Origin of the sequence: Labrys monachus, from assembly GCF_030814655.1 — a bacterium.
In the GTDB taxonomy this organism is placed as follows: domain Bacteria; phylum Pseudomonadota; class Alphaproteobacteria; order Rhizobiales; family Labraceae; genus Labrys; species Labrys monacha.
Window position 1 is genome coordinate 2,635,882 of sequence record NZ_JAUSVK010000001.1, and the last position, 25,366, is coordinate 2,661,247.

Annotated in this window: 23 protein-coding genes and 1 riboswitch; of the genes, 7 read left to right on the forward strand and 16 right to left on the reverse strand. The window is 66.5% G+C overall.

Features of this window, described 5'->3' with window-relative positions; translation table 11 throughout:
- Window positions 1-9: 9 nt before the first annotated feature.
- Window positions 10-1,071 carry a HoxN/HupN/NixA family nickel/cobalt transporter gene (locus J3R73_RS11895; RefSeq protein ID WP_307426746.1) on the reverse strand — a complete coding sequence of 354 codons (1,062 nt, stop codon included), beginning with the start codon at window positions 1,069-1,071 and terminating at the stop codon, window positions 10-12.
- A 94-nt stretch (window positions 1,072-1,165) separates the two neighbouring features.
- Window positions 1,166-1,364: riboswitch (cobalamin riboswitch) on the reverse strand.
- A gap of 66 nt (window positions 1,365-1,430) precedes the next feature.
- Window positions 1,431-2,657, reverse strand: a complete 1,227-nt coding sequence (locus J3R73_RS11900) for a tetratricopeptide repeat protein (protein WP_307426748.1) — start codon at window positions 2,655-2,657, stop codon at window positions 1,431-1,433.
- Window positions 2,658-2,969: 312 nt separating this feature from the next.
- Between J3R73_RS11900 and J3R73_RS11905 the strand changes: the two genes are divergently transcribed.
- Together J3R73_RS11905 and J3R73_RS11910 are read left to right on the forward strand one after the other, a co-directional pair.
- Window positions 2,970-3,179: a cold-shock protein gene (locus J3R73_RS11905; RefSeq protein WP_307426751.1), complete on the forward strand. Its 210-nt coding sequence runs from the start codon at window positions 2,970-2,972 to the stop codon at window positions 3,177-3,179.
- Window positions 3,180-3,425: 246 nt separating this feature from the next.
- Window positions 3,426-5,525 (forward strand): ABC transporter ATP-binding protein/permease, encoded by a 2,100-nt coding sequence (locus J3R73_RS11910; protein WP_307426753.1) that lies wholly within the window; start codon window positions 3,426-3,428, stop codon window positions 5,523-5,525.
- A 250-nt stretch (window positions 5,526-5,775) separates the two neighbouring features.
- Here the strand turns inward: J3R73_RS11910 and J3R73_RS11915 are convergent, their stop codons facing one another.
- From J3R73_RS11915 to parS, 7 genes are all read right to left on the reverse strand, one after another.
- Window positions 5,776-6,240, reverse strand: coding sequence for an META domain-containing protein (locus tag J3R73_RS11915; protein WP_307426756.1), 465 nt, complete (start codon window positions 6,238-6,240; stop codon window positions 5,776-5,778).
- Window positions 6,241-6,423: 183 nt separating this feature from the next.
- Window positions 6,424-6,873, reverse strand: a complete 450-nt coding sequence (locus tag J3R73_RS11920) for an arsenate-mycothiol transferase ArsC (protein ID WP_307426758.1) — start codon at window positions 6,871-6,873, stop codon at window positions 6,424-6,426.
- An 87-nt stretch (window positions 6,874-6,960) separates the two neighbouring features.
- Entirely contained in the window at window positions 6,961-7,443 is a 483-nt protein-coding gene (locus tag J3R73_RS11925; protein WP_307426761.1) for a UPF0262 family protein, read from the reverse strand.
- Between the two features lie 10 nt (window positions 7,444-7,453).
- The gene (gene hisD, locus J3R73_RS11930; protein WP_307426764.1) at window positions 7,454-8,749 is read right to left on the reverse strand and encodes a histidinol dehydrogenase; all 1,296 of its coding nucleotides are present in this window, start codon (window positions 8,747-8,749) and stop codon (window positions 7,454-7,456) included.
- 30 nt (window positions 8,750-8,779) lie between these two features.
- On the reverse strand, window positions 8,780-9,205 hold the full coding sequence (locus J3R73_RS11935; protein WP_307426766.1) for a DUF2948 family protein: 426 nt from the start codon (window positions 9,203-9,205) through the stop codon (window positions 8,780-8,782).
- Window positions 9,206-9,313: 108 nt separating this feature from the next.
- A complete protein-coding gene (locus J3R73_RS11940) occupies window positions 9,314-9,823 on the reverse strand; it encodes an RES family NAD+ phosphorylase (protein ID WP_307426767.1) in 510 nt (169 codons plus the stop codon).
- Entirely contained in the window at window positions 9,820-10,275 is a 456-nt protein-coding gene (gene parS / locus J3R73_RS11945) for a type II RES/Xre toxin-antitoxin system antitoxin (protein WP_307426770.1), read from the reverse strand. The genes J3R73_RS11940 and parS overlap by 4 nt, the downstream gene beginning before the upstream one ends.
- A 213-nt stretch (window positions 10,276-10,488) precedes the next feature.
- On the opposite strand from parS, the gene J3R73_RS11950 reads away from it, so the two are divergent.
- The 3 genes from J3R73_RS11950 to J3R73_RS11960 are packed head-to-tail and all read left to right on the forward strand — an operon-like array spanning window position 10,489 to window position 13,189.
- Complete coding sequence (locus J3R73_RS11950; protein WP_307426774.1) at window positions 10,489-12,162, forward strand: thiamine pyrophosphate-binding protein; 1,674 nt, start codon at window positions 10,489-10,491, stop codon at window positions 12,160-12,162.
- Window positions 12,159-12,611 (forward strand): c-type cytochrome, encoded by a 453-nt coding sequence (locus tag J3R73_RS11955; RefSeq protein ID WP_307426777.1) that lies wholly within the window; start codon window positions 12,159-12,161, stop codon window positions 12,609-12,611. Before J3R73_RS11950 ends, J3R73_RS11955 begins: the two co-directional genes overlap by 4 nt.
- Window positions 12,608-13,189 carry a hypothetical protein gene (locus J3R73_RS11960; RefSeq protein WP_307426779.1) on the forward strand — a complete coding sequence of 194 codons (582 nt, stop codon included), beginning with the start codon at window positions 12,608-12,610 and terminating at the stop codon, window positions 13,187-13,189. The genes J3R73_RS11955 and J3R73_RS11960 overlap by 4 nt, the downstream gene beginning before the upstream one ends.
- 215 nt (window positions 13,190-13,404) lie before the next feature.
- On the opposite strand, the gene J3R73_RS11965 is transcribed toward J3R73_RS11960, so the two are convergent.
- On the reverse strand, window positions 13,405-14,091 hold the full coding sequence (locus tag J3R73_RS11965; protein ID WP_307426781.1) for a Crp/Fnr family transcriptional regulator: 687 nt from the start codon (window positions 14,089-14,091) through the stop codon (window positions 13,405-13,407).
- Between the two features lie 346 nt (window positions 14,092-14,437).
- On the opposite strand from J3R73_RS11965, the gene J3R73_RS11970 reads away from it, so the two are divergent.
- Window positions 14,438-15,640: a D-alanine--D-alanine ligase gene (locus J3R73_RS11970; RefSeq protein ID WP_307426785.1), complete on the forward strand. Its 1,203-nt coding sequence runs from the start codon at window positions 14,438-14,440 to the stop codon at window positions 15,638-15,640.
- 36 nt (window positions 15,641-15,676) lie between these two features.
- On the opposite strand, the gene J3R73_RS11975 is transcribed toward J3R73_RS11970, so the two are convergent.
- From J3R73_RS11975 to J3R73_RS11995, 5 genes are all read right to left on the reverse strand, one after another.
- Window positions 15,677-16,876, reverse strand: a complete 1,200-nt coding sequence (locus J3R73_RS11975; protein WP_307426787.1) for an amidohydrolase family protein — start codon at window positions 16,874-16,876, stop codon at window positions 15,677-15,679.
- Between the two features lie 266 nt (window positions 16,877-17,142).
- Window positions 17,143-18,987 carry a monovalent cation:proton antiporter-2 (CPA2) family protein gene (locus J3R73_RS11980; RefSeq protein ID WP_307426790.1) on the reverse strand — a complete coding sequence of 615 codons (1,845 nt, stop codon included), beginning with the start codon at window positions 18,985-18,987 and terminating at the stop codon, window positions 17,143-17,145.
- 215 nt (window positions 18,988-19,202) lie between these two features.
- Window positions 19,203-20,843 carry a chaperonin GroEL gene (gene groL, locus J3R73_RS11985; RefSeq protein ID WP_307426793.1) on the reverse strand — a complete coding sequence of 547 codons (1,641 nt, stop codon included), beginning with the start codon at window positions 20,841-20,843 and terminating at the stop codon, window positions 19,203-19,205.
- A 41-nt stretch (window positions 20,844-20,884) separates the two neighbouring features.
- On the reverse strand, window positions 20,885-21,172 hold the full coding sequence (gene groES, locus J3R73_RS11990) for a co-chaperone GroES (protein WP_307426796.1): 288 nt from the start codon (window positions 21,170-21,172) through the stop codon (window positions 20,885-20,887).
- A gap of 166 nt (window positions 21,173-21,338) precedes the next feature.
- Window positions 21,339-22,211 carry a DMT family transporter gene (locus tag J3R73_RS11995; protein WP_307426798.1) on the reverse strand — a complete coding sequence of 291 codons (873 nt, stop codon included), beginning with the start codon at window positions 22,209-22,211 and terminating at the stop codon, window positions 21,339-21,341.
- 398 nt (window positions 22,212-22,609) lie between these two features.
- Here J3R73_RS11995 and hemA point away from each other — a divergent pair, with 398 nt between their 5' ends.
- Window positions 22,610-23,839 carry a 5-aminolevulinate synthase gene (hemA, locus tag J3R73_RS12000; RefSeq protein ID WP_307426799.1) on the forward strand — a complete coding sequence of 410 codons (1,230 nt, stop codon included), beginning with the start codon at window positions 22,610-22,612 and terminating at the stop codon, window positions 23,837-23,839.
- Window positions 23,840-23,933: 94 nt separating this feature from the next.
- On the opposite strand, the gene murA is transcribed toward hemA, so the two are convergent.
- Entirely contained in the window at window positions 23,934-25,229 is a 1,296-nt protein-coding gene (murA, locus tag J3R73_RS12005; protein ID WP_307426802.1) for a UDP-N-acetylglucosamine 1-carboxyvinyltransferase, read from the reverse strand.
- Window positions 25,230-25,366: the final 137 nt, after the last annotated feature.

Consider the following 25,366-nt stretch of genomic DNA (forward strand, 5'->3'; position numbering starts at 1 on the left):
CCGGCGGCCTCAGGCCCGCGTGGTGTTCATGTCGAAATCGTCCAGCCGCTTGGCCTTGTAGACGATATAGGAGATCACCCAGGCGGCGATGAAGATGGCGATGATGGCGAAGCCGAGATTGTTGAAATTGTCGTTCAGCGCGGCGATGAAGTCCCAGAACGCGCCGGTCAGGGCGAATCGGTCGCCGATCAGCCCCAGCGTCTCGATGCCGCCGATCAGCACGGCGACGACGACGGAGACCAGCGTGATCGTCATGTTGTAGTAGAGCTTGCGCATCGGCTTGACGAAGGCCCAGTCATAGGCGCCGAGCATCATCACGCCGTCCGTGGTGTCGACCAGCGACATGCCGGCCGCGAACAGCACCGGGAACACCATGATCGCCTCGAACGGCACGCCCTTGGCGGCCTGGGTCGCGGTGACGCCGAAGGTCGCGACCTCGGTCGCCGTGTCGAAGCCGAGGCCGAACAGGAAGCCGACCGGCAGCATGTGCCAGCTCCTGGAGACGAGCCGGAACACCGGCCGGAAGATGCGGGCGAGGAAGCCGCGATTGTTGAGCAGGATGTCGAGATCCTCCTCGACATAGGCGCCGCCGATGCGCACATGGCGGTAGCTCCTGTAGATCGACAGGAAGATCATGATGTTCATGGCCGCGATCACGAACAGGAACAGGGCGGAGACGCCGGTGCTGATCGTGCCGCCGATGTCCTGCAGGCTCCGGAAGCCGCCGAGCAGGGTCGCCGCCCCGGCGACGGCGGCCGCGACGATGACGATGACGAGCGAATGGCCGATGGCGAAGAAGAAGCCGACGGCGACGGGCCGCCGCCGCTCCTGCATCAGCTTGCGCGTGACGTTGTCGATGGCGGCGATATGGTCGGCATCGACCGCGTGGCGCAGGCCGAGCCCGTAGACCACGAGCGCGATGCCGAGCAGCGCCGGGTTGCCGTGGAAGGCCATGAGCGCCCACAGCCAGCCCCCGAGATTGAGGATGGCGAGCACGACATAGATGGCGATGAGCCGCCCTTTGAAATCGGGCGTGCTTTCGGTGAAGAAGCGTCGAATCGGGATTGGCATGGAGGATTTCTGCTTTTGACGTCTCATGTCATTGCAGCGACCGGCTTGCCCCGAGGGGGACCGATACATCGGGACACCCCGCCCGATGTTCCTGCTTTGACGTCCGGCGATGGCAGGTTTCCTGGCTCGCGGGTCGGCGCCGTTCTCCGGCCTTCCCAGGTCCATGCGGGTCCCAGTGGCGATGTGGAGGCGGCTCGTCGCTGACAGTTGCGGGGGCAGCCGCGGCCTTGGGCCACTGCCCGCACCGCGTTCCCTTTTGATCCCCGGAGGGAACCATCAGGGGACAGCTAGCCGTGCCCGCCCGTCGCCGTCAAGACTGGCCTGCGACAAAGCCCGGGCGGAGGCCTCGGCCGCCAGGCCTATGGCGTCGAGCCGAGGCGGTAGAGGCCGGCCTTGGCCACTTTGCTCGCGGGATCGAGCTCGAGGGCCTTCCGGAAGTCGCCGATCGCAGCATCACGCTGGCCGCGCCGCTCCTGCACCTTGGCGCGCAGGGCGTAATAGTCGGGGACGGTGTCCTGGGCGGCGATGGCCGCATCGGCGTCCGCCAAGGCGAGGTCGTACTGGTCGGCGGCAAGATGGGTCTTGGCCCGCTCCACCAGCGTATCGGCCTTGCTGGCCGGCAGCGACAAGGCTTTGTTCATGTCGTCGAGCGAACTGTCGTAATCGCCGAGCTCGCGCCAGGCGATGCCGCGGGAGACATAGGCCTGCGCGAGATCGGGCAGTTCGCGGATGGCCTCGTCGTAATCGGCCATGGCCTCGTCATAGCGATGGAGCGCGGCGTAGAGCTGTCCCCGCTCCAGCCGGGCGGCCGGGAAGTCCGTCTCCAGCGCCAGCGCCCTCGAATAGTCCGACAGCGCGCCCTCGGTGTCGCCGAGCTGCCAGCGCACATAGCCGCGGCTGAAATAGGCGGAGTCGAATTCGGGATCGAGATCGATCGCGGCCTGCAGGTCTTCCTGGGCTCGCACATAGTCCTTCATCTCGATCAGCGAGCGGGCGCGGCCGTAGAAGGCGTTCTTGTAGGTCTTGTCGACGCGGATGGCCTGGGTGTAGTCCTCGACCGCGGCGATATGGTCCTCGAGCGCCCGCTCGGCGTCACCCCGGCCCTTATAGGCCTCCTGGTCGCGGGGATCGAGGGCGAGCGCTGCGTCGAAATCCTTGGTGGCTTCCTCGTTGCGGTTGAGCTGGATCAAAGCGAAGCCGCGATTGACCAAAGCGAGCGATGCGTGTCGGTTGGAGGCGATGGCGCTGGCGTAATCGTCGAGCGCCGCCTGGTCGCGGCCGAGGCGCAGATAGGCGTCGGCCCGGGCGGTCAGGGTGGCCATGTCGCGCGGGCGCAATTGCAGGGCGGCGGTGTAATCCTCGACCGCATGGCCGTCATCGCCCTTGTCGGCATAGGCGAGCCCGCGACGGTAGAGCACGATCGCTTTGGTGGATTTGGAAAGCGGCCTGTCCAGAAGCTGGGTGCAGGCGGGGATGCGCTGCTCCGCCGCCCCTCGCGAGCAGTCCTTGTCGGCCGTGTCGGCAAAGGCGGGCGAGGCGAGCGCCAGCGCCGTCAAAAGGATGGAAAAACGACGAAAAACGATCATTCCGAATCCGGGTCAGGCATATCGGGGAGGCGGCGACACGGCGGTCGGCGCTCGCATCCATAGAGCAAGCGGGAGCCGCAAGGAATGGCGGATTGACGATGGATGCACGGCAAAACTGTGATTTCGCAAGCTCTTGTGAGGGCAGACGAATTTGTGGTATCGATTTTGGGTCGATTTGGCCGGAAGACTGGGCCGGTTCGCCTTTGCTTTGCGGGGCGCTCGTTCAGGACACCCTCTCCAAATTTCGCAGAACCGGGCGAACACGGCACGCCGTGGGTCGTCCATGCTTTGGAACGAAGTAAAGGACTACCTATGAGCACGGGAACCGTGAAGTGGTTCAATACCCAGAAGGGCTACGGCTTCATTCAGCCGGACGACGGTGGCCGCGACGTGTTCGTGCATATCACCGCAGTGGAACGCGCCGGCATGCCGGAATTGCGTGAAGGGCAGAAGATCGGCTACGAGATCCTCACGGATCGCAAGACGGGCAAGGCCGCCGCCGGCAATCTCAAGCCTGTCTAGGCTTGCGATATCGCTATCCGCCTCAGGGCGCGCTCCGGCGCGCCTTTTTTAATGGCCGAGGGCGGGCCGGATCAGCCTGTCCTTCCCGCCCGGATTCCTTTCACGAAAAGCTGAAGAAGCTTACAATTTGCTCATTTGCCGCCATGAAACCGGCGTGACAGGGTTGTGTTAATCCATTCTCCACAAGGTTGAAGGCAAGTGGCGGGATCGCCGCTTGCTGCACTGCCCTTCTCGAAAGGCCGCTTCATGATCCGAATTCTCGCGGGCCTCGTCGGCCTCGCCACCCTTGGTTTTGCTGCAGGAGCAGCGATGGGGCCGGTGCCGTTCTACTTGCCCGTCGCCGCGTTGATCCTGGCGGCCGTCCTCTTCGCGTCCGCAAGGATTCCGACGGTCATCCGGTTCCTGATCGGTCTGTTCGCGGTCTCGTTTCTGCTGCTGGGCGTGGTAACGGCCGCCCATGAGGCCGGACTGACGCCACCTGCCATGGAAGCCTTCCTGCCGCCACCGCAGGCCGCCATCGTGGCCGCCCTGCTGGCGCTGATCAACTACATCATCTGCTACATACCGGTCGTACGGCGCATCATCGACATGGTGAACCCCTTCTTCGAGTCGGATGATCCGGATCGTCTCGAGCTAGGGTATTTCGGCGACTGGAATGTAAGAGACCGTACACTCGGTCTCGGCTTGCTTGGCATCATCATCATCCTCAATGTGATCCAAGTCTATATGTTGGTCCTGTTCAATTTCTGGAACAACAGATTCTATACGGCACTGCAGGACAAGAACGCGGTATCATTCTGGTACGAGCTCGGTTTCTTCACGGCGCTCGCCACCTTGTGGATCATCCGGGGCATGTGCGAGTCCTACCTAACGTCCATCCTGAAGCTGCATTGGCGGCAATGGCTGTCGCGCCGCTACATCAGCCAATGGCTCTCGGACAAGGTGCATTACAGGCTGGCGCTCGCCCATGACCGGGCCGACAATCCGGACCAGCGTATTTCGGAAGATATCAATAGCTTTACTGACCAATCATTTGATATTTATATTAATATATTTGTAACTTCTCTGAATTTCTATGCATTTGTGCAGATATTATGGAGTATATCGGCTCAATTCCCCTATAAGATATACGGCTTTGATCTAAGCAACATTCCTGGATATCTGGTTTGGATGGTGCTTGTTTTTGCCGTCGTCGTGACATACCTGACGCATCTCGTCGGCCGTCCCTTGGTAGCCATCTCTTTCCGGAAGCAGAAGGTCGAGGCCGATTTTCGTTACAATCTCGTGCGGGTGCGGGAGAACGCCGAGCAGATCGCTCTGCTGCAGGGCGAGCCGGTGGAACAGATCGGATTGATGGATCGCTTCAAGGCGGTCTTCTCGACGACGCTGGCCCTCATCATTCGCCAGCTGAAACTGACCGGGGTGACCCTGGCCTATGCCCAGGTCAACGTCGTGCTGCCCTTCGTCCTGCTCGCGCCGGCCTATTTCGCCACCGCTGATATGAAGCTCGGCGCGATGACGCAGGCGGGCGACGCCTTCGGAAACGTCCAGGGCGCGTTCTCCCTGTTCATCACGATGTATGGCACGCTCGCGGCTTTCAAGGCTGTCGTCAACCGTCTTACGAGCTTCGATACCGCCATCGAACGCGCCAACGAGGCCAAGGAAAAGGGCGTCAAGCTTGCGACCTCGGCCGGCGCGCGGAACATCGAAGGCGTCGATGTCGACGTCGACCTACCAGGTTCCATCGGTCTCCTGCACAAGATCTCCTTCGCTCTGCGCAAGGGCGAGCGCACGCTGGTGACCGGTGGATCCGGATCGGGCAAGACCACCCTGTTCCGTTCGATCGCCGGCATCTGGCCCTATGGCAAGGGCAGGATCACCCTGCCGCAGGGCGAGGATGTCATGCTGCTGCCGCAGCAGCCCTATTTCCCGATCGGCACGTTGCGGGCGACGCTCGCATATCCTTCGGAGGAGAAGGCCTTCGCCGACGACATGCTGATCGAGGCGCTGACCCGGGCCGGCCTCGGCCATCTCGCCGGCCGCCTTGACGAGCACGACAACTGGTCGCATGTCCTGTCGGGAGGCGAGAAGCAGCGGGTCGCCGTGGTCCGGGCGATCCTGCGCAAGCCGGTCTGGCTGCTGCTCGACGAGGCGACGTCGGCGATGGACGAAGACAGCGAGGCCGATATCTACCGCCTGCTGCGCGAGGCGCTGCCCGGCACCACGATCGTTTCGATCGGGCATCGCTCGTCGCTGGCGGCGCTGCACGACCGCCGCCTCGCTTTGGTCAAGGACGACAAGGGAACCCGCATGGAGGAAGCGCCGCTCGCGGCGTTCGGCACCTGACAGGGCCCGTGCGTCGAGGTTCTGCGGCTCGTTTCCTGGGGAAGCCGGGCCGCAGGCGGCTCTACGGCGCCTCTCATTGGACGAGAAGGGAAAGAGGCGGGTCGGGGGACCCGCCCACCGGGATGTCGATCTGCGGACCGGCATTTTCTCGCCGTCTTTCGCACGGCCTGCCGGACGATCCGCCGATCTTCGAGCACGCAAAACAAGGCCGGTCGCGAGACCGGCCTTTGTCACGCCATGCGCTGCGGGATCACGCCGCGGCTTCGAAGACCATGGTGCCGAACGGGCCCTTGAAGATGAGCTGGCGGCCGTCATAGGTCCAGTCCGTCGCGGTGCGCAGCACGAACAGGAAGACCTGCTCGTTATGCATCAGGCGATCCTCGCATTTGCGCTTGCTGATCGCCACCGGCCCGATGGCCAGATGCTGGTCCTGGCGCGGCACGATGGTGGCCGACCAGTTGTTGCAGGCCGAAAAGCCGATGCCGCGATTGCTGTCCGAGATCAGGACCGTCGGCCGGTCGCCATTGAACTTCTGGTCCTTGTAGGACACCGCGGCGAAGGTGCGGTTGAAGGGGAAGGGCAGCGACGTCTTGTTGTCGAGGGGCTTGGGAATCGCGGGCGGGACATTGTTGGGAGGTACCGAGGCAAACATCGAGCAGCCCGCCAGGGTGAATGCCGACAGGGCGGCACATGCAAGAGAACGCAGAACGCGCATCAAAACCTCCGGTTGGTCGCTGCGCACGATAGGGCGGAACGATAATTTCGCAACGTGCGCTTATACCGTGACGAATCGCCAAGAAAAAGGCTTTCCCCCGCAGCCGCCGCCCTCCCGGCCACTTTTAATGCTGCGCGGGCCGGCTGGCGGGTCGGGGCCGCCGGTGCCGGCCGGTTTTCCGCCTCAGCCGCCGCCGAGCCGCGCCGCGATGCGGTCGATCAGGCCCTCGCGCAAGGCGCGATAGGCGTCCAGCTTCTGGTCGCGATGGCCTGCGACGAGGCTGGGATCGGGCGTCGGCCAATATTCGACCTCGCAGGCCAGCGTCCGCGTCAATTCGAGCGCCCGGTGATGGGCCTCGGGGGCGAGCGTGAGGATAAGGTCGAAATTCAGGCCTTCCAGTTCTTCCAGTTCCTCGAAGCTGTGCGGGCGGTGCCGTCCCATCGAAATCCCGATCTCCTCGAGCACGCCGGCGACGAAGGGGTCGGGCTCGCCGGGGCGCACCCCGGCCGAAGCGAAGAAGATCGAGCGGCCGAAGTAATAGCGCCCGATCGCTTCTGCCATGGGTGAGCGGATGACGTTGTGCCCGCAGGCGAACAGCACCGATTGCGGGCGCCGTATCCGCGGCTCCGCCAAAGGGGGTGTCTCCGCCGGCGGCCGCGTCGGCGCCGGGGAGCCGGGGGCCGGCCATGGCGGCGGCGGGGCGGACGGGCTGGGCAAGGATCAGCCCTTCCAGTACAGGGCCGAGACGAGGGTGAAGAGCCGCCGCGCCGTGGCGAGGTCGAGCGCGATCTTGCCGGCCAGCCGCTCGCGGAGCATCTCAGAGCCTTCATTGTGCAGGCTGCGGCGCGCGAGGTCGATGGTCTCGATGCGGGACGGCGTGGCGGTGCGGATCGCGTCGTAATAGCTGTCGCAGATGGTGAAATAATCGCGCACCACCCGGCGCAGGGGGATCAGCGAGAGCACGTGCGCCACCACCGGCTCGCCGTCCGCCTTGCGGATGTCGAGGACGAGCCGGCCCCCCCGCTGCGAAATATGGAGGGCATAGGGGCCGCAATCGTGGCCGACCGGCGCGAAGACGTTCGCCTCGATCAGGTCATAGGCGGCGACGGCCCGTTCATGCTCCTGGTCGGCCGTGCCGCGGCCGATGCTGTGCTTGTCGAGATGCACTGCGATCAACCGGCAATGGGGCCCGAATTCGTCCATGGAGGCTGGTCTACACGCTATTGCTCCGGATCGAAACCGATCGCGCATGGGCGGCGAGGCCTTCCGCCTCGCCGAGCGCGATGGCAGCGGGGCCGAGCGCGGCGAGCTGCTCCGGGCCGCAGCGCAGGATCGAGGTGCGCTTCATGAAGTCGAGCACGCCGAGGCCGGACGAGAATCGGGCCGAACGGGCCGTCGGCAGCACATGGTTGGAGCCGCCGACATAGTCGCCGATCGCCTCCGGCGTATGGCCGCCGAGGAAGATGGCACCCGCATTGCGGATGCGCGCGGCCATGGCGTCGGCATCGCGGGTGATGATCTCGAGATGCTCGGCGGCCAGCCGGTCGGCAAGGGCCGGCGCCTCGTCCAGCGAGGCCAGGGTGATGACGGCGCCGAAATCGCGCCAGCTCGCACCGGCGATGTCGGCGCGCGGCAGGGTTTCGAGCTGGCGGGCGAGGCTGCGCTCGACTGCGTCGGCGAGATCGGGGCTGTCGGTGATCAGGATCGACTGCGAGGCGGTGTCGTGCTCGGCCTGCGCGAGGAGATCGGCGGCGATCCAGTCCGGATTGGCGCTGTCGTCGGCGATGACGAGCACCTCGGAAGGCCCGGCGATCATGTCGATGCCGACATGGCCGAACACCCGCCGCTTGGCCGCCGCGACATAGGCGTTGCCGGGGCCGGTGATCTTGGCGACGGGCGCGATGGTCGCCGTGCCATAGGCGAGGGCGGCGATCGCCTGCGCCCCGCCGATGCGATAGACCTCGTCGACGCCGGCGAGCTTCGCCGCGGCCAGCACCAGCGGGTTGAGCGCGCCGCCGGGGCTGGGCACCGCGACGACGAGGCGCGGGCAGCCCGCCACCTTGGCGGGGATGGCGTTCATCAGCACCGAGGAGGGATAGGCGGCCGTGCCGCCGGGCACATAGAGGCCCACCGCCTCGATCGCCGTCCAGCGCCATCCCAGTTCGACGCCGGCATGGTCGGTGAAGCGCAGGTCGGACGGCCTCTGCCGCTCATGGAAGGCACGGATGCGCTGGGCCGCCAGCTCCAGCGCGGCGAGGGCCCTGGGATCGCACAGCGCCTCGGCCGTGGCGATCTCGTCGGCGCCGATCCTGAGCGTTTCCGCGCTCAGCGTCAGCCGGTCGAAACGGGCGGTGTAGTCGATCAGCGCCGCGTCGCCGCGGGCGACCACCGCCTCGATGATGCCGCGCACGACGGTGTCGACGTCTTCGGAGATCTCACGCTTGGCGGCAAGGAGGGCGGCGAACGCGGCGGCGAAATCGGCCTGCGTGCTGGTGAGCCGGACCGGCATGACATTCCTCTCGAGGGCGGCGGCCTGGGGTCAGGCGCGGGCGGGCGGGGGAGAGCCGCAAGGCCAGGCGGGACCGAGATCGGACATCGCGGCTTCCAGGCATTCGACCTTGAGACGGATGGCACCGCCGTCGTCAAAATGCAACGTCACGATGCCGGCCGGATCCTCGCTCTTCTCGAAGCCGATGGAGAGCAGCACGGCCTGCGTCGGGGCGTGCTGGTCGAAACGGAGGCGCTGGACATGCAGCACGCGCTCGAAATGCAGGCCCGACCGGCGCCGGATGCGCTCGCCGCTCTGGGCGCCGCACCAGTCGAAGCGGTCGACCACCAAGGCGAAGCGCTTTTCCGCCGGAAGCCAGGCCATGTCCGCCGGCAGGACCGCAGCATCCTGCAGATGCGTGGAGATGACCGCCAGGTCCTCCTCGTCGAAAGCGAGCAGCTTGAGTTCTTCGGGCATCAGCATGCCCATGATTTAGGACGACACCGAACGGTCAACAAGAGGCGCCGTGTCCGAAGCAAGGGATAAGGGAGGGAAACTTCGCGGAACAGGCGATATCGGCACGCGTCAGGCGCTTGGCGGCGGATGCAGCCGGGTGTCGAGCGCAAAGGCCTCCTGCGTTCTCATGCGATAGGATCCGGCGGCCAGCGACGCGATGAAGATCAGGTTCCAGCTGTGCGTCGACACCGCGCTCGGGATCAGGACGAATTTGTGCCGATTGAGCAGATCGTTGCCGAAAGCCTGCTGCCCCGCTCCCGGAAGCCCGGGCCTCAGCCAATTTGGATTGGGAACATCCGAGGGATCGACGATATGGACGCTCGGCGTGTCGGTGATCGTCATCGACGTCAGGGTGTGCCGGACCATGTCCAGGGCCTTGAAGCCCTTGTGCACGGCGACCTCCAGGATCGCGGTTGCGGGATCGACGCTGCAATAGACGACACGCTGACCGGCGCTGTTCCAGCGCCCGCCCGCCCGATAGGCACCTTCGCCGCTGTCCCACGTCGGGGCGAATGTCGATTGATCCAGGCGCCAGGCAACGAGGTCGGTGCCGCCGAGAGCGGCGGGAAGAGGCGTCATGCGTAAACGCCATATTCGAGACGTTCGAGATAGTTCTCGACCATCTCCACGCCCGCCGGCGTGGACAGGAGGTCGATCGGACGCCGCTGGTTCAGCCCGATGGCCGGCTGCTCGAGCCACTGTTCCGCGTCTGTCTGCGAACCGAGAAGGGCCGTCGCCCTGGCGAGGATTTCCGCGAATTTCCAAGTCCTGCCACTTTGTTCCAGGCTCAGGACCCTCGATGGAGCATCCCTGCGCCGCTGGAAGGTACGAAGGCTCATGCCCACCGCCTTCTCCAGCGATGCCGTCCTGGGCAGGATGCGGAGATTCTCGATCAAATGGGTCAAGGCGTGTCCGGGCAGGCCTTCGAGCAGCATTTCGTGAGCGTCGAGCGGTTCATTCATGGCCCGTGCGAAGACACGGCTGCCGCCGAGCAATTCCACGACGCGGTGAAGCTGGTCAGGCTCGTTCATGCTCGTCTTCACCCATCGAGGACGGGATCGTCACCTGTCGCCTTATATATGACAGGTGACGCGAAGGTGCAAGAGCGACCGGTGCCCTGTCTCCCCCGTCGCAGTCCCCCCCCCACGCCTGGCGCGGCGATCCCCGGCGAAACCGGGTTGCCTTGGGCGGGCGACGGGGTATGACTGGAAGGGCTTTCCCATTCCGCATCGTCCGAGACTTTCATGACACAATCCACTTCCCGCAATGGCGGCCGCCTGATCGTCGACGCGCTGGTGGCGCAGGGCGCCGGCCACGTGTTCTGCGTTCCCGGCGAGAGCTACCTCGCGGTGCTCGACGCCCTGCACGATGCGCCGATCGACGTCACCGTCTGCCGCCAGGAGGGCGGGGCGGCGATGATGGCGGAAGCGGCGGGCAAGCTGACGGGCCGGCCCGGCATCGCCATGGTCACGCGCGGGCCTGGCGCCACCAACGCCTCGCACGGTATCCACATCGCCATGCAGGATTCCACGCCGATGATCCTGTTCATCGGGCAGGTGGAGCGCGGCATGCGCGAGCGCGAGGCGTTCCAGGAAGTGGACTACAAGGCCTTCTTCGGCTCCATGGCCAAATGGGTGGTGGAGATCGACAAGGCGGAGCGCATTCCCGAATTGGTCGCCCGGGCCTTCCGCGTCGCCATGCAGGGCCGCCCGGGCCCCGTCGTCATCGCCCTTCCCGAGGACGTCCTGATGGAGGAGGCCGAGGTCGCCGATGCGGCCCTGGTCGAACCGGCGCTGACCTGGCCCGGCAATGCCGACATGATGCGGCTGCAATCCCTGCTCTGGGCCGCCAGGAAGCCCTTCGTCATCGTCGGGGGCTCGGGCTGGTCGGAGAGGGCGGTGGCGAGCCTGACGCGCTTCGCCGAGCGCTTCGACCTGCCGGTCGGCACCTCCTTCCGCCGGCAGATGCTGTTTCCTGCCGACCACCCCAATTATGCCGGCGATGTCGGCATCGGCCCCAATCCGAAGCTGGCGCAGCGCATCAAGGACGCCGATCTCCTCATCCTCGCGGGCGGGCGGCTGTCGGAAATGCCGTCCTCGTCCTACACCCTGATCGATGTGCCCACGCCGCGCCAGGCCCTGGTGCATGTCCATGCCGGCGCGGAGGAACTCGGCCGCGTCTACCAGCCGGCGCTGGCGATCCATGCCTCGCCCCAGGCCTTCGCCTCCGCCCTCGAAGGGCTGCAGCCGCCCAACAGCCTGCCCTGGTCCGGCGAGACCCGCGAGGCCAACCGGGATTTCCACGCCTGGACGGACGAGCCGAAGGCCCTGCCGGGCTCCTTCCAATATGGCGAGGCGCTGCTCTGGCTGCGCGAGCGCCTGCCCGAGGACGCGGTGATCTGCAACGGCGCCGGCAATTATGCCATCTGGGTGCAGCGCTATCTGCGCTTCCGCCGCTTCGGCACGCAGCTCGCCCCGACATCGGGCTCGATGGGCTACGGCGTGCCCGCCGCCGTCGCCGCCAAGGCGCTCGACCGCGACAGGATGGTGGTGTGCTTCGCCGGGGACGGCTGTTTCATGATGAACGGGCAGGAATTCGCCACCGCCGTGCAGTACGACCTGCCCATCGTGGTGATCGTCGTCGACAACGGCATGTACGGCACCATCCGCATGCATCAGGAGCGCGAATTTCCCGGCCGGGTTTCCGCCACGCAGCTCCGCAATCCCGATTTCGCCGCCTACGCCGTCGCTTTCGGCGGCCATGGCGAGCGGGTGGAGACGGCGGCGGCGTTCGGGCCGGCGTTCGAGCGGGCGGTGGCGTCCGGCAAGCCTTCGATCCTGCATTGCCGGCTCGATGCGGAAGCGATCACGCCGATGACGACGCTGGCGAAGATCCGCGAGCAGGCGCTGGCGAAATGAGCGGGTTCTCCCGGGACCGCAGGCTTGCAGCCTGCTCCTTCCAACGCAAGGTGCGCTGGAAGCCCGCGGTCCCGGGAACGCTGCTTTTCCTCCTGCTCGCCGCTACCCCTGCGCAAGCGGGGGGCGACGCCGACAAGGGCAGGGCGGCCTTCGCCAAATGCCGTTTCTGCCATCAGCTCGGCGAGGGAGCGAAGAATTCGGTCGGGCCCGTCCTGAACGGCGTCGTCGGGCGCCCCGCCGCCTCCCAGCCGGGCTATGCCTATTCCGCAGCGATGAAGGCCTCCGGCAAGACATGGGACGACGCGGCGCTGCGGGCTTTCCTGGCCGCGCCGGCGGCGGTCGTGCCGCACACGAAGATGACGTTCGCGGGCGTGCGCGACGCCGGAACGATCGACGATATCCTCGCCTATCTCATCCGGTTCGGCCCGGACGGGCGGGCCGTGCCATGAGGCAGCCGCTGCAGAACCGGGTGACGCCCTTCGGCGACATCGTCGCGAGCCCCGCACGCGGCACGCTGATGGGCAATCGCGGCGGCCGATTGCACGACGAGCGGCAGCGCCTCGGCGCCCGGCGCTGGACGTCCCGGCGCTGGATCTGCTGCGAGATCGCCGTCGCGGGCGTGCGCCGGACGGTGATGGGGCCGGATTCCTACACGGAACTCTTCTTCCTCGACGAGGTGACGGCGCTGGCGGCGGGCCACCGGCCCTGCTTCGAATGCCGCCGGGCGGATGCGCGCGCCTTCGCCGCCGCCTTCCCCGGCGGGGCTGCGGGCGCCGACGCCATGGACCGCACCCTGCATGCCGAGCGCCTCGCGCGGCATGAGGCCGGAGCCGTCGCCGATCTGCCGGACGGCGCCGTCTGGGCCGATGGCGAGGCGGCCTTTGCCCGCCGCGACGGGCGGGTGCTGCGCTGGTCGTTCGAGGGCTGGCTCCCCGCGCCCGGCCGGGACGACCGGCCGGCGCGGCTGCTCACGCCGCCCTCGATCGTCGTCGCGCTGCGCAATGGCTACGCGCCGCGATGGCACTGACGGCTATCAGGAGGCCATATGCGCCAGAATGAGGAAGAGGCGGTAATTCTGTCGTATCCGGGCTTGTCCCGGGTATCCGGACCTCGTCCGGAGTGAGAGTTCGCGGCCCGGCTGGATTGCCGGGACAAGCCCGGCAATCACAAATCCTGAACCGTCACCGGCCAAGAAACGCCTTATCTCGCCGCATACGGATCATAGGCCCGCGGCTCTGGCCGTCAGTCCGCCAGCGCCGCCGAGATCCGCCTGTTGAGTTCGTCCGGGTTGACCAGCGCCAGCGCCCCGCGCGTCTTGGCGACCAGGCCCTCCTTCTCGAGGGCCGACAATTCGCGCGACACCGCCTCGCGCCGGCAGCCGATGCGGGCCGCCAAATCGTGGTGGAAGGGCGGCGGCGAGAGCACGCGCTGGCCGGGATGGCCGTTGCGGGGCTGCGAGAGGCGGATGATCTCGGCATAGAGCCGGTGCTTGGTCTGCAGGAAGGAATGTTCGGCCAGCTTGGTGTTGAGGAACCGCACCCGGCTCGCCAGCAGGGTGAGGATCTGGCGGCAGACCTGGGGGTTCTGCGTCACCAGCTCCATGAAGACGGGGCCCGATATGATGCACATCTGCGAACGGTTGAGGGCGGTGACGTTGGCCGAGCGCCCGATGCCGTCGATCGCCGACAATTCGCCGAAGAACTGTCCGGCGCCGAGCTCGCCGAGGATGACCTCCTTGCCGGTGATGGTGCGGTAGAGCACGCGCACCTTGCCCGAGATCAGGAAATAGACGTCGTTGGTGTTGTCGTCGTAATCGATCACCAATTCGTTTTCCTCGAACCGTGCCCAGCGGACCCGGCCGTCATAGGCCTTGATCGTCGCCTCGCTCAGCGACTGGAAGAGCGGGATCTGCGACAAGGTATTCGACATTCTTTTCCCCATGCGGCTTCGGGCCACGCCCCCGGGCCCCAACTGACAATCATACGCCTGAAACCCGTCGCAGATCACCGATTTGCGGCCCGTGGGCGCAACGGTGGCCCGCGGCGGCGAGGCGTTCCCGCCGCATCAAGCGCAAACTGCGTCAACCCGGCGTGAATGTGCAAGGCTGTGTTTGCCTCGGTCCCTGCGGCATCCTAGAGCAAAGCGCGTCCAGGCGGAAACGTCGCTTTGCTCTAGCTCCTTGTTTTCAGACGCGTCTTTGCGTTTTGCCGATTCCGTCAAAACACAAAACGCTATAGTTTCCGTGGACGATTCGGATTGTGCTCGGGGATACAGGATGTCGAAAACGCGTATCGCGGTGCTGTTCGGGGGCCGCTCGCCCGAGCATGACGTCTCCGTCGTCTCCGGGCTGCAGGCGCTCAACGCGCTCGACAGTTCGAAATATGAAGGCTTCCCGGTCTATGTCGCCGCCGATGGCGCCTGGTTCATCGGCGATGCCTTGCGCAGCCGTGCCACCTATATTCCCGACGACGAGGGCCGCAAGGCCCTGACGCGGGTCGACCTCGACCTTTCGGCGGGGCGCGGCCGACTGATGCCGCGCGGCAAGGGCGGCTGGTTCGCAAGAGCGCCGGCGCCGGTGGAATTCGACGTCGCCCTCCTGTCCTTCCACGGCAATATCGGCGAGGACGGCCAGATGCAGGGCGTGTTCGAGACGGCGAACGTGCCCTATACCGGCATGCGCACCCTCGCCTCGGCGGTGCTGATGGACAAGGCCGTCACCAAGCGCGTGCTGGCGGGCCGCGGCATCGCCCTGCTGCCGGATGCCGTGATTCCGCGTCCCGCCACCGGCCTCGTGCCCGACAAGGCGGGCCTGGAAGCGGCGCTGAAGAACATCGCCTTCCCGGTCATCGTCAAGCCGGCCCATCTCGGCTCGTCCATCGGCGTGGCCAAGGCCGAGGATATCGACGCGGTCCGCGCCGTGCTCCCCAACATCTTCAAATTCGACACCACCGCCATCATCGAGCCCTTCGTCGACAACCTCGTCGAATACAATGTCGCGGTGCGCCGGGAGGACGGCGCCATCGTCACCTCGGCGATCGAGCGGCCGAAGCGGACCGCCGAACTGCTCGATTTCAAGGAAAAATACCTGTCCGGCGGCGGCAAGAAGGGCGGCGGCAAGCAGCCCGGCGTCTCCAGCCAGGGCATGCTGTCGCTGACGCGCGATATCGATCCGGCCCTGCCGGCGGCGCTGGAGAACAATATCCGGCAATGGGCGAGCGAGGCTTTCGCCGCCGTGGGCGGCACGGGCGCGCCGCGCATCGACTTCCTCTCCAACGAGAAGACGGGCGAGGTTTGGCTCAACGAGGTCAATCCCTGCCCGGGCTCCTTCGGCTATTTCCTGTGGGAAGCCGCGCGCAAGCCGGTCCTGTTCACCGCCTTGCTCGACCGGCTGATCGAGGAGGCGAAGCTCTGCCATCGCGCCGTGCAGCTGCCGAGCGATCCGACGCCGCCCGAGGCGCGGCTGTTCAGGCGCGGCTGAGCCCGCGCCGGGAAGGGGGCTTCCCGGCGCGCTTCCTCAATGGCCTGCGATCACCGGCACCTTGGTCGCTGGCGGCGTGTTGCGGCTGCGCTGGGTGCGCACCACGCCGTCGATGATGGTCATGCCGATGCCCGGCAGGTCGCCGAGCTGGATGCTGTCCAGCAGGTCCTTGCCGGCCGAATGCTGCGCCTTGTCCATCAGCACGAAGTCGGCGGCGCGTCCCACCTCGATCAGGCCGCAATCGAGCGAGCGCATGCGGGCGGTGTTGCCGGTGGCGAAGCACAGGGCGATCTCGGCCGGCACGTCGCCGAGCGAGGACAGCATCGAGACCATGCGCATGATGCCGAGCGGTTGCACGCCGGAGCCGGCCGGGGCGTCGGTGCCGAGGATGATGCGCTCCAGCTGGTTCATTTCCCGCGCCACGCGCAGGGTGTAGAGCGCGGCGCGCTCATTGCCGTTGTGCACGAGTTCGAGGCCGCGACCGCATCCCTCGCAGATGCAGCGGATCTGGTCGGTCGGCAGCGCCGTATGGCCGCCATTGATATGGCCGACGACGTCGGTATCGGCTTCCAGCACCACGTCCTTGTCGATCAGCCCCGACCCGGGGATGGACGGCCCGCCGGTATGGATGGTCGACTGGATGCCGTATTTGCGGGCCCAGGCCACCATCCGGCGGGCGGTGGCGCCGTCCTTGACGCCGCCGAGGCCGACCTCGCCGAGCAGCTTCACGCCCGCGGCGGCGAGGTCGCGGAAATCCTCCTCCACCATCTCCGGCTCGATCACCGGCGCGCCGGCATGGACCTTCACGCCGCTCGGCCGGAAGGCGGAAAAGGTGCGCTGGGCATAGATCGCCATCGCCTTGAGGCCGACGACGTCGCGCGGCCGGCCGGGCGTGTGCACCTCGCCGGCCGAGATCATCGTGGTGACGCCGCCATGCAGGTTGGATTCGATCCAGCCGAGCTGGTTCTGGCGCGGCGTCCAGTCGCCGGCGACGGGGTGGACATGGCTGTCGATCAGGCCCGGGGTCACCGCGGTGCCGTTGGCGTCGATCACATTGTGGGCGCCGGCGAGGTCGAGGTCCTTCTCGCGGCCGATGGCGGCGATCCGGCCGCCGACCGAGACGATGGTGTCGGCGTCGAGGATGGGCCGGTCAATGTCGCCGCTCAGGACGAGGCCTATGTTGCGGATGACGAGCTTTTCGTTTCCGCCGCCCGCCTTCGCCTCTTCATGCGCCATGTCCGTCTCCTTTGATTGGCTCTCTTTCGTTAGTCTACAAACAAATTCCGGGAGCTCAAGCAGGATGGCGCACAAAGAAAAAGCCCTCCGCGAGGAGGGCTTCAGGCTGCATGACGGGACCGTGCTCGCGACGGGCCTCCCTTTATTCCGAGGGCGTGCGCCATTGGTCTGATGAAAGCGAAAATCTACACGGATGACAAGGGTTTTGCAGGGGTGACCGGCAAATATTTCGCTGGATTCGGCGGCTCTCCCGGAGCGCTGCTCCGTCACCCGGCCTTTTCGCCTTCCTTCACCTTCTCGGCGGCGCGGATGGCATCATTGTTCAGCCGGATGCCGACGCTGTCCGGCCGCTCCAGCGGCTCCGGCTTCATCAGGCGCTTGCTGGTGATCAGGTCGATGCCGGCATAGATGCCGCCCTGCTGCTGGGCGACGATGCGCCGGGCGTCGCGGTCGCGGACATCCTCGATGATCTCCTCGGCTTCCTGATTGTCGACGCCGAGCGCCTCCAGCGTGAAGCGGCCGAGGCTGAGGGCGCTCTCGAAGGTCTCGCGCATGTGGAAGTCGACGCCGGCGTCGAGCAGAGCGAGGACGTGCTGGCGGTCATAGGCCCTGGCGAACACCTCGGTGAGCGGAAATTCCGCCTTGACCATCTCGACGATCTTCACCGCATCCGCCCGGTCGTCGATGGCCACGCAGATGACCCGTGCATCGGCCGCCCCCGCGGCCCGCAGCACGTCGAGCCTGGCGCCGTCGCCGAAATAGACCTTGCTGCCGAAGCGGGTGGCGACGTCGATCATCTCCACGTCCTTGTCGATGATGGTGGTCTCGACGCCCGATGTGCGCAGGATCTGGCTCACCACCTGGCCGAACCGGCCGAAGCCGACGACCAGCACCTTGCCGTGGGCGCCGTCGAAATTCTCGTCGATCGTCGGAGCGGGCGGCTCGATACGCTTCAGCGCCCGTTCCATCGCGGCGGCGGCGACCGGTCCGATCAGCATGGTGAAGGCGGCGAGCGCCCTGATGAAGTCGGACTGGCCGGCGGCGAGGAAGCCCGAGGCCGCGCCGAGGGGAATCAGCACGAAGGCGAACTCGCCCGCCGGCGAGAGAATCACGCCGGCGCGCATCGCATCGAAGGCCGGTGAGCCGGTGAGGCGGAAGACCGCTGCGACCAGCGCCGATTTGATGACGGCCAGGCCGAGGGCGAAGGCGAGCAGGAGCGGCCAGGAGCGGAGCACCAGGGCGCCGTCGATGGCCATGCCGACGCTCATGAAGAACAGGCCGAGCAGGAGGCCGCGGAAGGGCTCGATATCGGCCTCGAGCTCGTGGCGAAAATTCGATTCGGCCAGCAGAACGCCGGCAAGGAAGGCCCCGAGCGCCATCGACATGCCGGCCTGCTGCATCAGGAGCGCGGTGCCGAGCACCAGCAGGAGCGCGGCCGCCGTCATCACCTCGCGCGCGCCGGTGGAGGCGAGGATGCGGAAGAAGGGATTGAGCAAATAGCGGCCGACCAGCACGACGGCGCCGATCGCGCCGATCATCGTGGCGGCGGTCGCGAGCCCGCTGCCGGAGGCGTGCGCAGGCGCGCTCTCCATCGCGAAGAGCGGCACCAGCGCCAGGATGGGAACCACCGAGATGTCCTGGAACAGCAGCACGGCGAAGCTGCGCTGACCATAGGGCGCCTGCAGCTCGCCCCGTTCGTTGAGCACCTGCAGGGCAATGGCGGTCGCGGACAAAGCGAGCGAAATGCCGGTGATGGCGGCGCCGGGAAGCGACAGGCCGGACGCTTTGGCGATGGCGCCGAGGACGAGGGCGCAGGCGACGAGCTGCAGGGCACCGAGGCCGAAGATATCGCGGCGCATGGCGAGCAGGCGCGAAACCTGCAGTTCGAGGCCGATCACGAAGAGGAGCAGGACGATGCCGAGCTCGCCGATGTGCTGGATCGAGCCGGTATCCGTGAACAATGCGAAGCCGGACGGCCCGATCGCCACCCCCGCCACGAGATAGCCCAGAATGGCACCGAGGCCGATGCGCTTGAACAGCGGCACCGCGATGACCGCGGCGCCGAGAAACAGGAGGATGCTGGGAAGAAAGCTGGTGCTGGCGTGTTCCATACGCCTTCATGCAGCCTGGAGCGGCGGGAGGTCAATTCCTCAGCGCAGGACTCCTCTTGCGGGCACGGACATCCTGTCGGCTCCTTCCCCAGTCAGGCGTCGAGGATCGGGATCGGCTTCGTTTCGGAGGAAGAAGAGCGGACAGGATGTCCGCGCTCCAAAGAAAAAGGGCGGTGCCTGCGCACCGCCCTTCATATCTGACCAGGAGGCCGGACTTAGAAGTCCATGCCGCCCATGCCGCCGCCGCCCGGCATCGGGGGCATCGGGGTCTTGTCCTTCGGCGCTTCACCGATCATCGCTTCCGTGGTGATCAGGAGCGAAGCCACCGAAGCGGCGTCCTGAAGCGCGGTGCGCACGACCTTGGCCGGATCGACGATGCCCTTTTCGAGCATGTCGACATATTCCTCGTTCTGCGCGTCGAAACCGAAGGTCTGCGATGCGTTCTCAAGGATCTTGCCGACGACGATCGAGCCTTCGACGCCCGAATTCTCGCAGATCTGGCGGATCGGGGCTTCGAGGGCCTTCTCGACGATCTTGATGCCGGCACGGATGTCGGAATTGTCGGAGGTCAGCTTCGAAACCGCAGCCTTGGCGCGCAGCAGCGAGACGCCGCCGCCGGGCACGATGCCTTCCTGGACGGCCGCGCGGGTCGCGTTCAGGGCGTCATCGACGCGGTCCTTCTTTTCCTTGACTTCGACTTCCGTCGAGCCGCCGACGCGGATCACCGCGACGCCGCCGGCGAGCTTGGCCAGGCGCTCCTGGAGCTTCTCGCGGTCGTAGTCGGAGGTGGTCTCTTCGATCTGCGCCTTGATCTGGGCGACGCGGCCTTCGATGTCGGTCTTCTTGCCGGCGCCGTCGACGATCGTCGTCTTTTCCTTCTCGATCGTCACCTTCTTGGCGCGGCCGAGCATCTGGAGCGTGACGGTCTCGAGCTTGATGCCGAGGTCGTCGGAGATCACCTGGCCGCCCGTGAGGATGGCGATGTCTTCCAGCATGGCCTTGCGGCGGTCGCCGAAGCCGGGAGCCTTGACGGCGGCGATCTTGAGGCCGCCGCGCAGCTTGTTGACGACGAGCGTGGCGAGAGCCTCGCCTTCGACGTCTTCAGCGACGATGAGGAGCGGCTTGCCGGTCTGGACGACGGCTTCGAGCACCGGCAGCATGGCCTGGAGGCCCGAGAGCTTCTTCTCGTGGATGAGGATATAGGGATCCTCGAGGTCCGCGATCATCTTCTCGGCATTGGTGATGAAGTAGGGCGACAGGTAGCCGCGGTCGAACTGCATGCCTTCGACGATGTCGACTTCGGTGTCGAGGCTCTTGGCCTCTTCGACCGTGATCACGCCTTCATTGCCGACCTTCTGCATCGCGGTGGCGATTTCGCCGCCGATGAAGGCGTCGCCATTGGCGGAGATGGTGCCGACCTGGGCGATCTCGGCGGAGTTGGCGACCTTCTTGGAACGCTCGGCGATGTCCTTGATGGCCGCGGTCACGGCCATGTCGATGCCGCGCTTGAGGTCCATCGGGTTCATGCCGGCGGCCACGGCCTTGGCGCCTTCGCGAACGATGGCCTGGGCGAGGACGGTGGCGGTGGTGGTGCCGTCGCCGGCGGTGTCGTTGGTCTTGGAAGCGACCTCACGCACCATCTGGGCGCCCATGTTCTCGAACTTGTCGGTCAGTTCGATTTCCTTGGCGACGGTGACGCCGTCCTTGGTGATGCGGGGCGCGCCGAACGACTTTTCGATCACGACGTTGCGGCCCTTCGGGCCCAGCGTGACCTTGACGGCATTGGCGAGAATGTCCACGCCGCGCAGCATCTTGTCGCGCGCTTCCGTGGAGAATTTGACTTCCTTGGCAGCCATAGGGGTGTCCTCAGAATAAAATTGGACGAGGTATCAGCCGCTTACGCGACGATGCCCATGATGTCGGATTCCTTCATGATGAGGTAATCCTCACCATCGAGCTTGATCTCGGTGCCGGACCACTTGCCGAACAGCACGCGATCGCCTTCCTTCACGTCGAGGGGCGTCAGCTTGCCGGCCTCGTCGCGGCCGCCGGGACCAACGGCGACGACCTTGCCCTCCTGGGGCTTTTCCTTGGCCGTGTCGGGGATGATGATGCCGCCTTTGGTCTTTTCCTCGGCATCGACGCGCTGGACGACCACGCGGTCGTGGAGCGGACGGAACTTCATGGCTTTCTTCCTCTTGTGCGACAGGCGCTTGATGCGCCGTCATTCCACATCGAAGGGATTGGTCCGTTAGCACTCACCCGAGGGGAGTGCTAACAGTGACCGCGATGTAGTCCGGCGCCTCCGTCCTGTCAAGATGCGGACGCGCGCGGCGTCCGGTTTTTGACGGTCATGCCGCGCGGGCCCTGCCGAATGTCGCCGCGATGCAGGCGGCCAGGATCAGGGCGGCGCCGGCCAGCGTCCATGCCGTCGGAATCTCGGCGAAGATGCAGTAACCGAAGAACATGGCCCAAATGAAGGCGGAATATTCCATGATGCCGAGCCGGCCCGCCGGCGCCCGCGCATAGGCCCAGGCCATGCACAGATTGCCGGCGGTCCCGAAGATCCCGGCCATGCCGATCATCAGCCAGTGGGAAAGGGAGACGGGCTGCCATTGCCAGGCGCTCGCCGGCATGACGAGGAGGAAGGCGAAGCCGTTGGACAGCAGGACGATCGTCATGATCGAATCCTGCGCGCTCTGCTGGCGCATCAGCACCATGGAGAGGGCGTAGAACAGCGCGCAGCCGAGGGCGGCGGCGATGCCCAGCAAGTCGAAATCGCGCCCCGCTCCGGTTTCGCCGCCATGCACGATGACGACGACGCCGGCAAAGCCGACGAGGATGCCGACGAGGGCGCGCGGCGCCACCGGTTCCTTCAGGATGAGCCGTCCCAGCAGCGCCATCAGGAGCGGCGACAGGAAGGTGAGGGTGATGGCCTCCACCAGAGGAAGCCGGGCGATGGCGGTGAAGAAGCAGGCGGCCGTGCACAGGGCGATGACGGCGCGCAGGAAATTGCGGCGCAGGGCGGCCGGCTTCGGCCAGCCATCGCCGAACAGGAGATAGGCCAGCACCGCGAACAGCGTGCCCGAGCCGTAGCGCAGCGCCACCGCCTGGGTGAGGGGGTAGGCGGCGGTGATCACCTTCATCACCGCATCGAGGAAGGAAAAGAAGGTGACCCCGAGCCCGGCCATGAGGACCGGATGGAAGGAGGCCTCGGTCTTCATGGCGGGGTTTCCGTCTGCGTTGCGAGGGGGCTGGGCCCGCGACGCGGGCAGGTTCCGGACGATCGCGTCGCGCCCGATCTCGTTTCGACCTTGAGGCAAATCAAGCGGATCGAGCCCTCGGCGCCATATCACTCGGCGGCATGGGGCGATTTGGCGTCTCGTTCATGCGCGGTCCGGCAGGATATATCGACCGCGGATGCGGGGATGTCGTCCTCTTCCTATACCGGGCGAACACGCCCGTCGATGCCGCAGGCGCCGATGCGGTGCCGGCGGGGACAGGCGCATCGGCAAGGCCGGATGCGCGCGACCGCGACCAATCGCCGTCCGCCTTCCGCCGAAGGGTGCATCGCGCGCCGAACGGCGTTATGTGTGGGCCAGTCAGACACGGATCGATGATGATGAATTATACGGCAATTTTCGAGGACGCGGTCGAGATGCTGAGGCGCGAGAAGCGCTACCGCGTCTTTGCCGACATCGAACGGATCGCCGGACGCTTCCCCCATGCCCTGTGGCGCACGCCGGCCGGCATGCGCGAGATCGTGGTGTGGTGCTCGAACGACTATCTCGGCATGGGCCAGCACGAAGGCTCGATCGAGGCGATGATCTCGGCGGCGCGCAGGTTCGGCGTCGGCGCCGGCGGCACCCGCAACATATCCGGCAACAGCCACCAGGTGGTGACGCTGGAGGAAGAACTCGCCGACCTCCACGGCAAGGAGGCGGCCCTGGTCTTCACCTCGGGCTACGTCTCCAACCAGACCGGCATCGCCACCCTCGGCAGGCTGCTGCCGGATGCCCTCATCCTGTCCGACCAGCTCAACCACAATTCGATGATCGAGGGCGTGCGCCAGTCCGGCCGCGAGAAGGCGATCTTCCGCCACAACGATCTCGACCACCTCGAGGACCTCCTGCGCAAGGCGGGCCGGGAGCGCGCCAAGCTGATCGCCTTCGAGAGCGTCTATTCCATGGACGGCGACATCGCGCCGATCGGCAGGATCTGCGATCTCGCCGAGCGCTACGGGGCGATGACCTATCTCGACGAGGTCCATGCCGTCGGCATGTACGGCCCGCGCGGCGGCGGTATCGCCGAGCGCGACGGCGAGATGGGGCGGGTCGACGTGATCGAGGGCACGCTCGCCAAGGCGTTCGGAGCCCTGGGCGGCTATGTCGCCGCCGCCGCGCCCGTCGTCGACGCCATCCGCTCGCATGCGCCGGGCTTCATCTTCACCTCGGCGCTGCCGCCGCCGGTGGCCGCCGCCGCGCAGGCTTCCGTCCGCCACCTCAAGACCTCGCAGGCCGAGCGCGACGCCCAGCAGGCCAACGCCGCCCGGACCAAGGCGGCGCTCATCGGCGCCGGCCTGCCCGTCGTGCTGTCGCAGACCCATATCGTGCCGGTGATCGTCGGCGACGCCGAACGCTGCAAGGCCGCGAGCGACATGCTGCTCGCCGAGCACGGCATCTATATCCAGCCGATCAACTACCCCACCGTGCCGCGCGGCACGGAGCGCCTGCGCATCACGCCGACGCCCTTCCATGGCGAGGCGCTGATCGCGGGGCTGACGGAGGCGCTGGTGGCGGTGTGGCGCAAGCTCGACCTGCCGTTCCAGCCGATGGCGGCAGCGGCGGAGTAGCGCGCGGAGGGTCGATCACCGATCGACCTCTTTCCGCTCGTTACGCGCCGCGCTTCCAAGAAGGGCGATCGGTGATCGCCCCTCCTTGTTGTCCTCAGCCCTCGCTCGAGATGCGCTCGATGATCGCGCCGCAGCCGGCCAGCTTGCGCTCCAGATTCTCGAAGCCGCGGTCGAGGTGATAGATGCGGTTGACGGTGGTCTCGCCCTGGGCCGCCAGGCCCGCGATCACCAGCGATACCGAGGCGCGCAGGTCGGTCGCCATCACCGGGGCGCCCTTGAGGGTGGCGACGCCCTCGACGATTGCCGTCTGGCCGTCGAGATGGATGTGGGCGCCGAGGCGGGCGAGTTCCTGCACATGCATGAAGCGGTTCTCGAAGATCGTCTCGGTGATGCGCGAGCGGCCCTTCGCCTTGGTCATCAGGCCCATGAGCTGGGCCTGCAGGTCGGTCGGGAAGCCGGGGAAGGGCGCCGTCGTCACGGAGACCGGATCGATGCCGTGGCCGTTGCGGCGCACGCGGATGCCTTCATTGGTGGTGGTGATCTCGGCGCCGGCCTCGGCCAGCACGTCGAGCGCGGTCTGCAGGAGGGCGGGCTCGGCGCCTTCGAGCATGACGTCGCCGCCGGCCATCGCCACGCACATCGCATAGGTGCCGGTTTCGATCCGGTCGGAGATGACGCGATGATGGGCCCCGTGCAGCCGGGAGACGCCCGTGATCTCGATGGTGGCGGTGCCGGCGCCCTTGATCTTGGCGCCCATCTTGAGGAGGCAGTCGGCGACGTCGACGATCTCGGGCTCGCGCGCCGCGTTGTGGATGACGGTGGTGCCCTGCGCCAGCGTCGCCGCCATCAGCGCGACATGGGTGCCGCCGACGGTCACTTTCGGGAAATCGATCTCGGCGCCCCTGAGGCCGCCCTTGGCTTCGGCGACGACATAGCCGTTGTCGATGTCGATGGTGGCGCCGAGGCGCTCCATCGCCATCAGCAGGAAGTCGACCGGGCGCGTGCCGATGGCGCAGCCGCCCGGCAGCGAGACGCGGGCCTTGCCCATGCGGGCGAGCAGCGGGCCGAGCACCCAGAAGCTGGCGCGCATGCGCGAGACGAGCTCATAGGGCGCGGTGGTGTCGACGATGGAGCGGGCGTCGAGGCGCACCGTCTGCCCCGTCAGCTCCACCTCGCCCGGGCGCTTGCCGGCGATGGTGACGTCGATGCCGTGATTGCCGAGGATTCGGGCCAGCAGCGACACGTCGGCGAGGCGCGGCACGTTGGTCAGCGTCAGCACGTCTTCGGAGAGCAGGCTCGCGATCATCAGGGGCAGTGCGGCATTCTTCGCGCCGGAAATCGGAATGACGCCGTGAAGCGGCGCGCCGCCGGTGATCTTGATGCGATCCATGTTCTGTCCTTCGATAGGGCTGCAGGCAAGTCGGGCGAGGGCCAGGTCACGCAAGCTCCGGCCGGCGAGGCCGGCCGATGGAATCGATCTGACCGGACTCCCGTGCCGGGTGACCAAAAGCCAAGGTTAACCGTCTT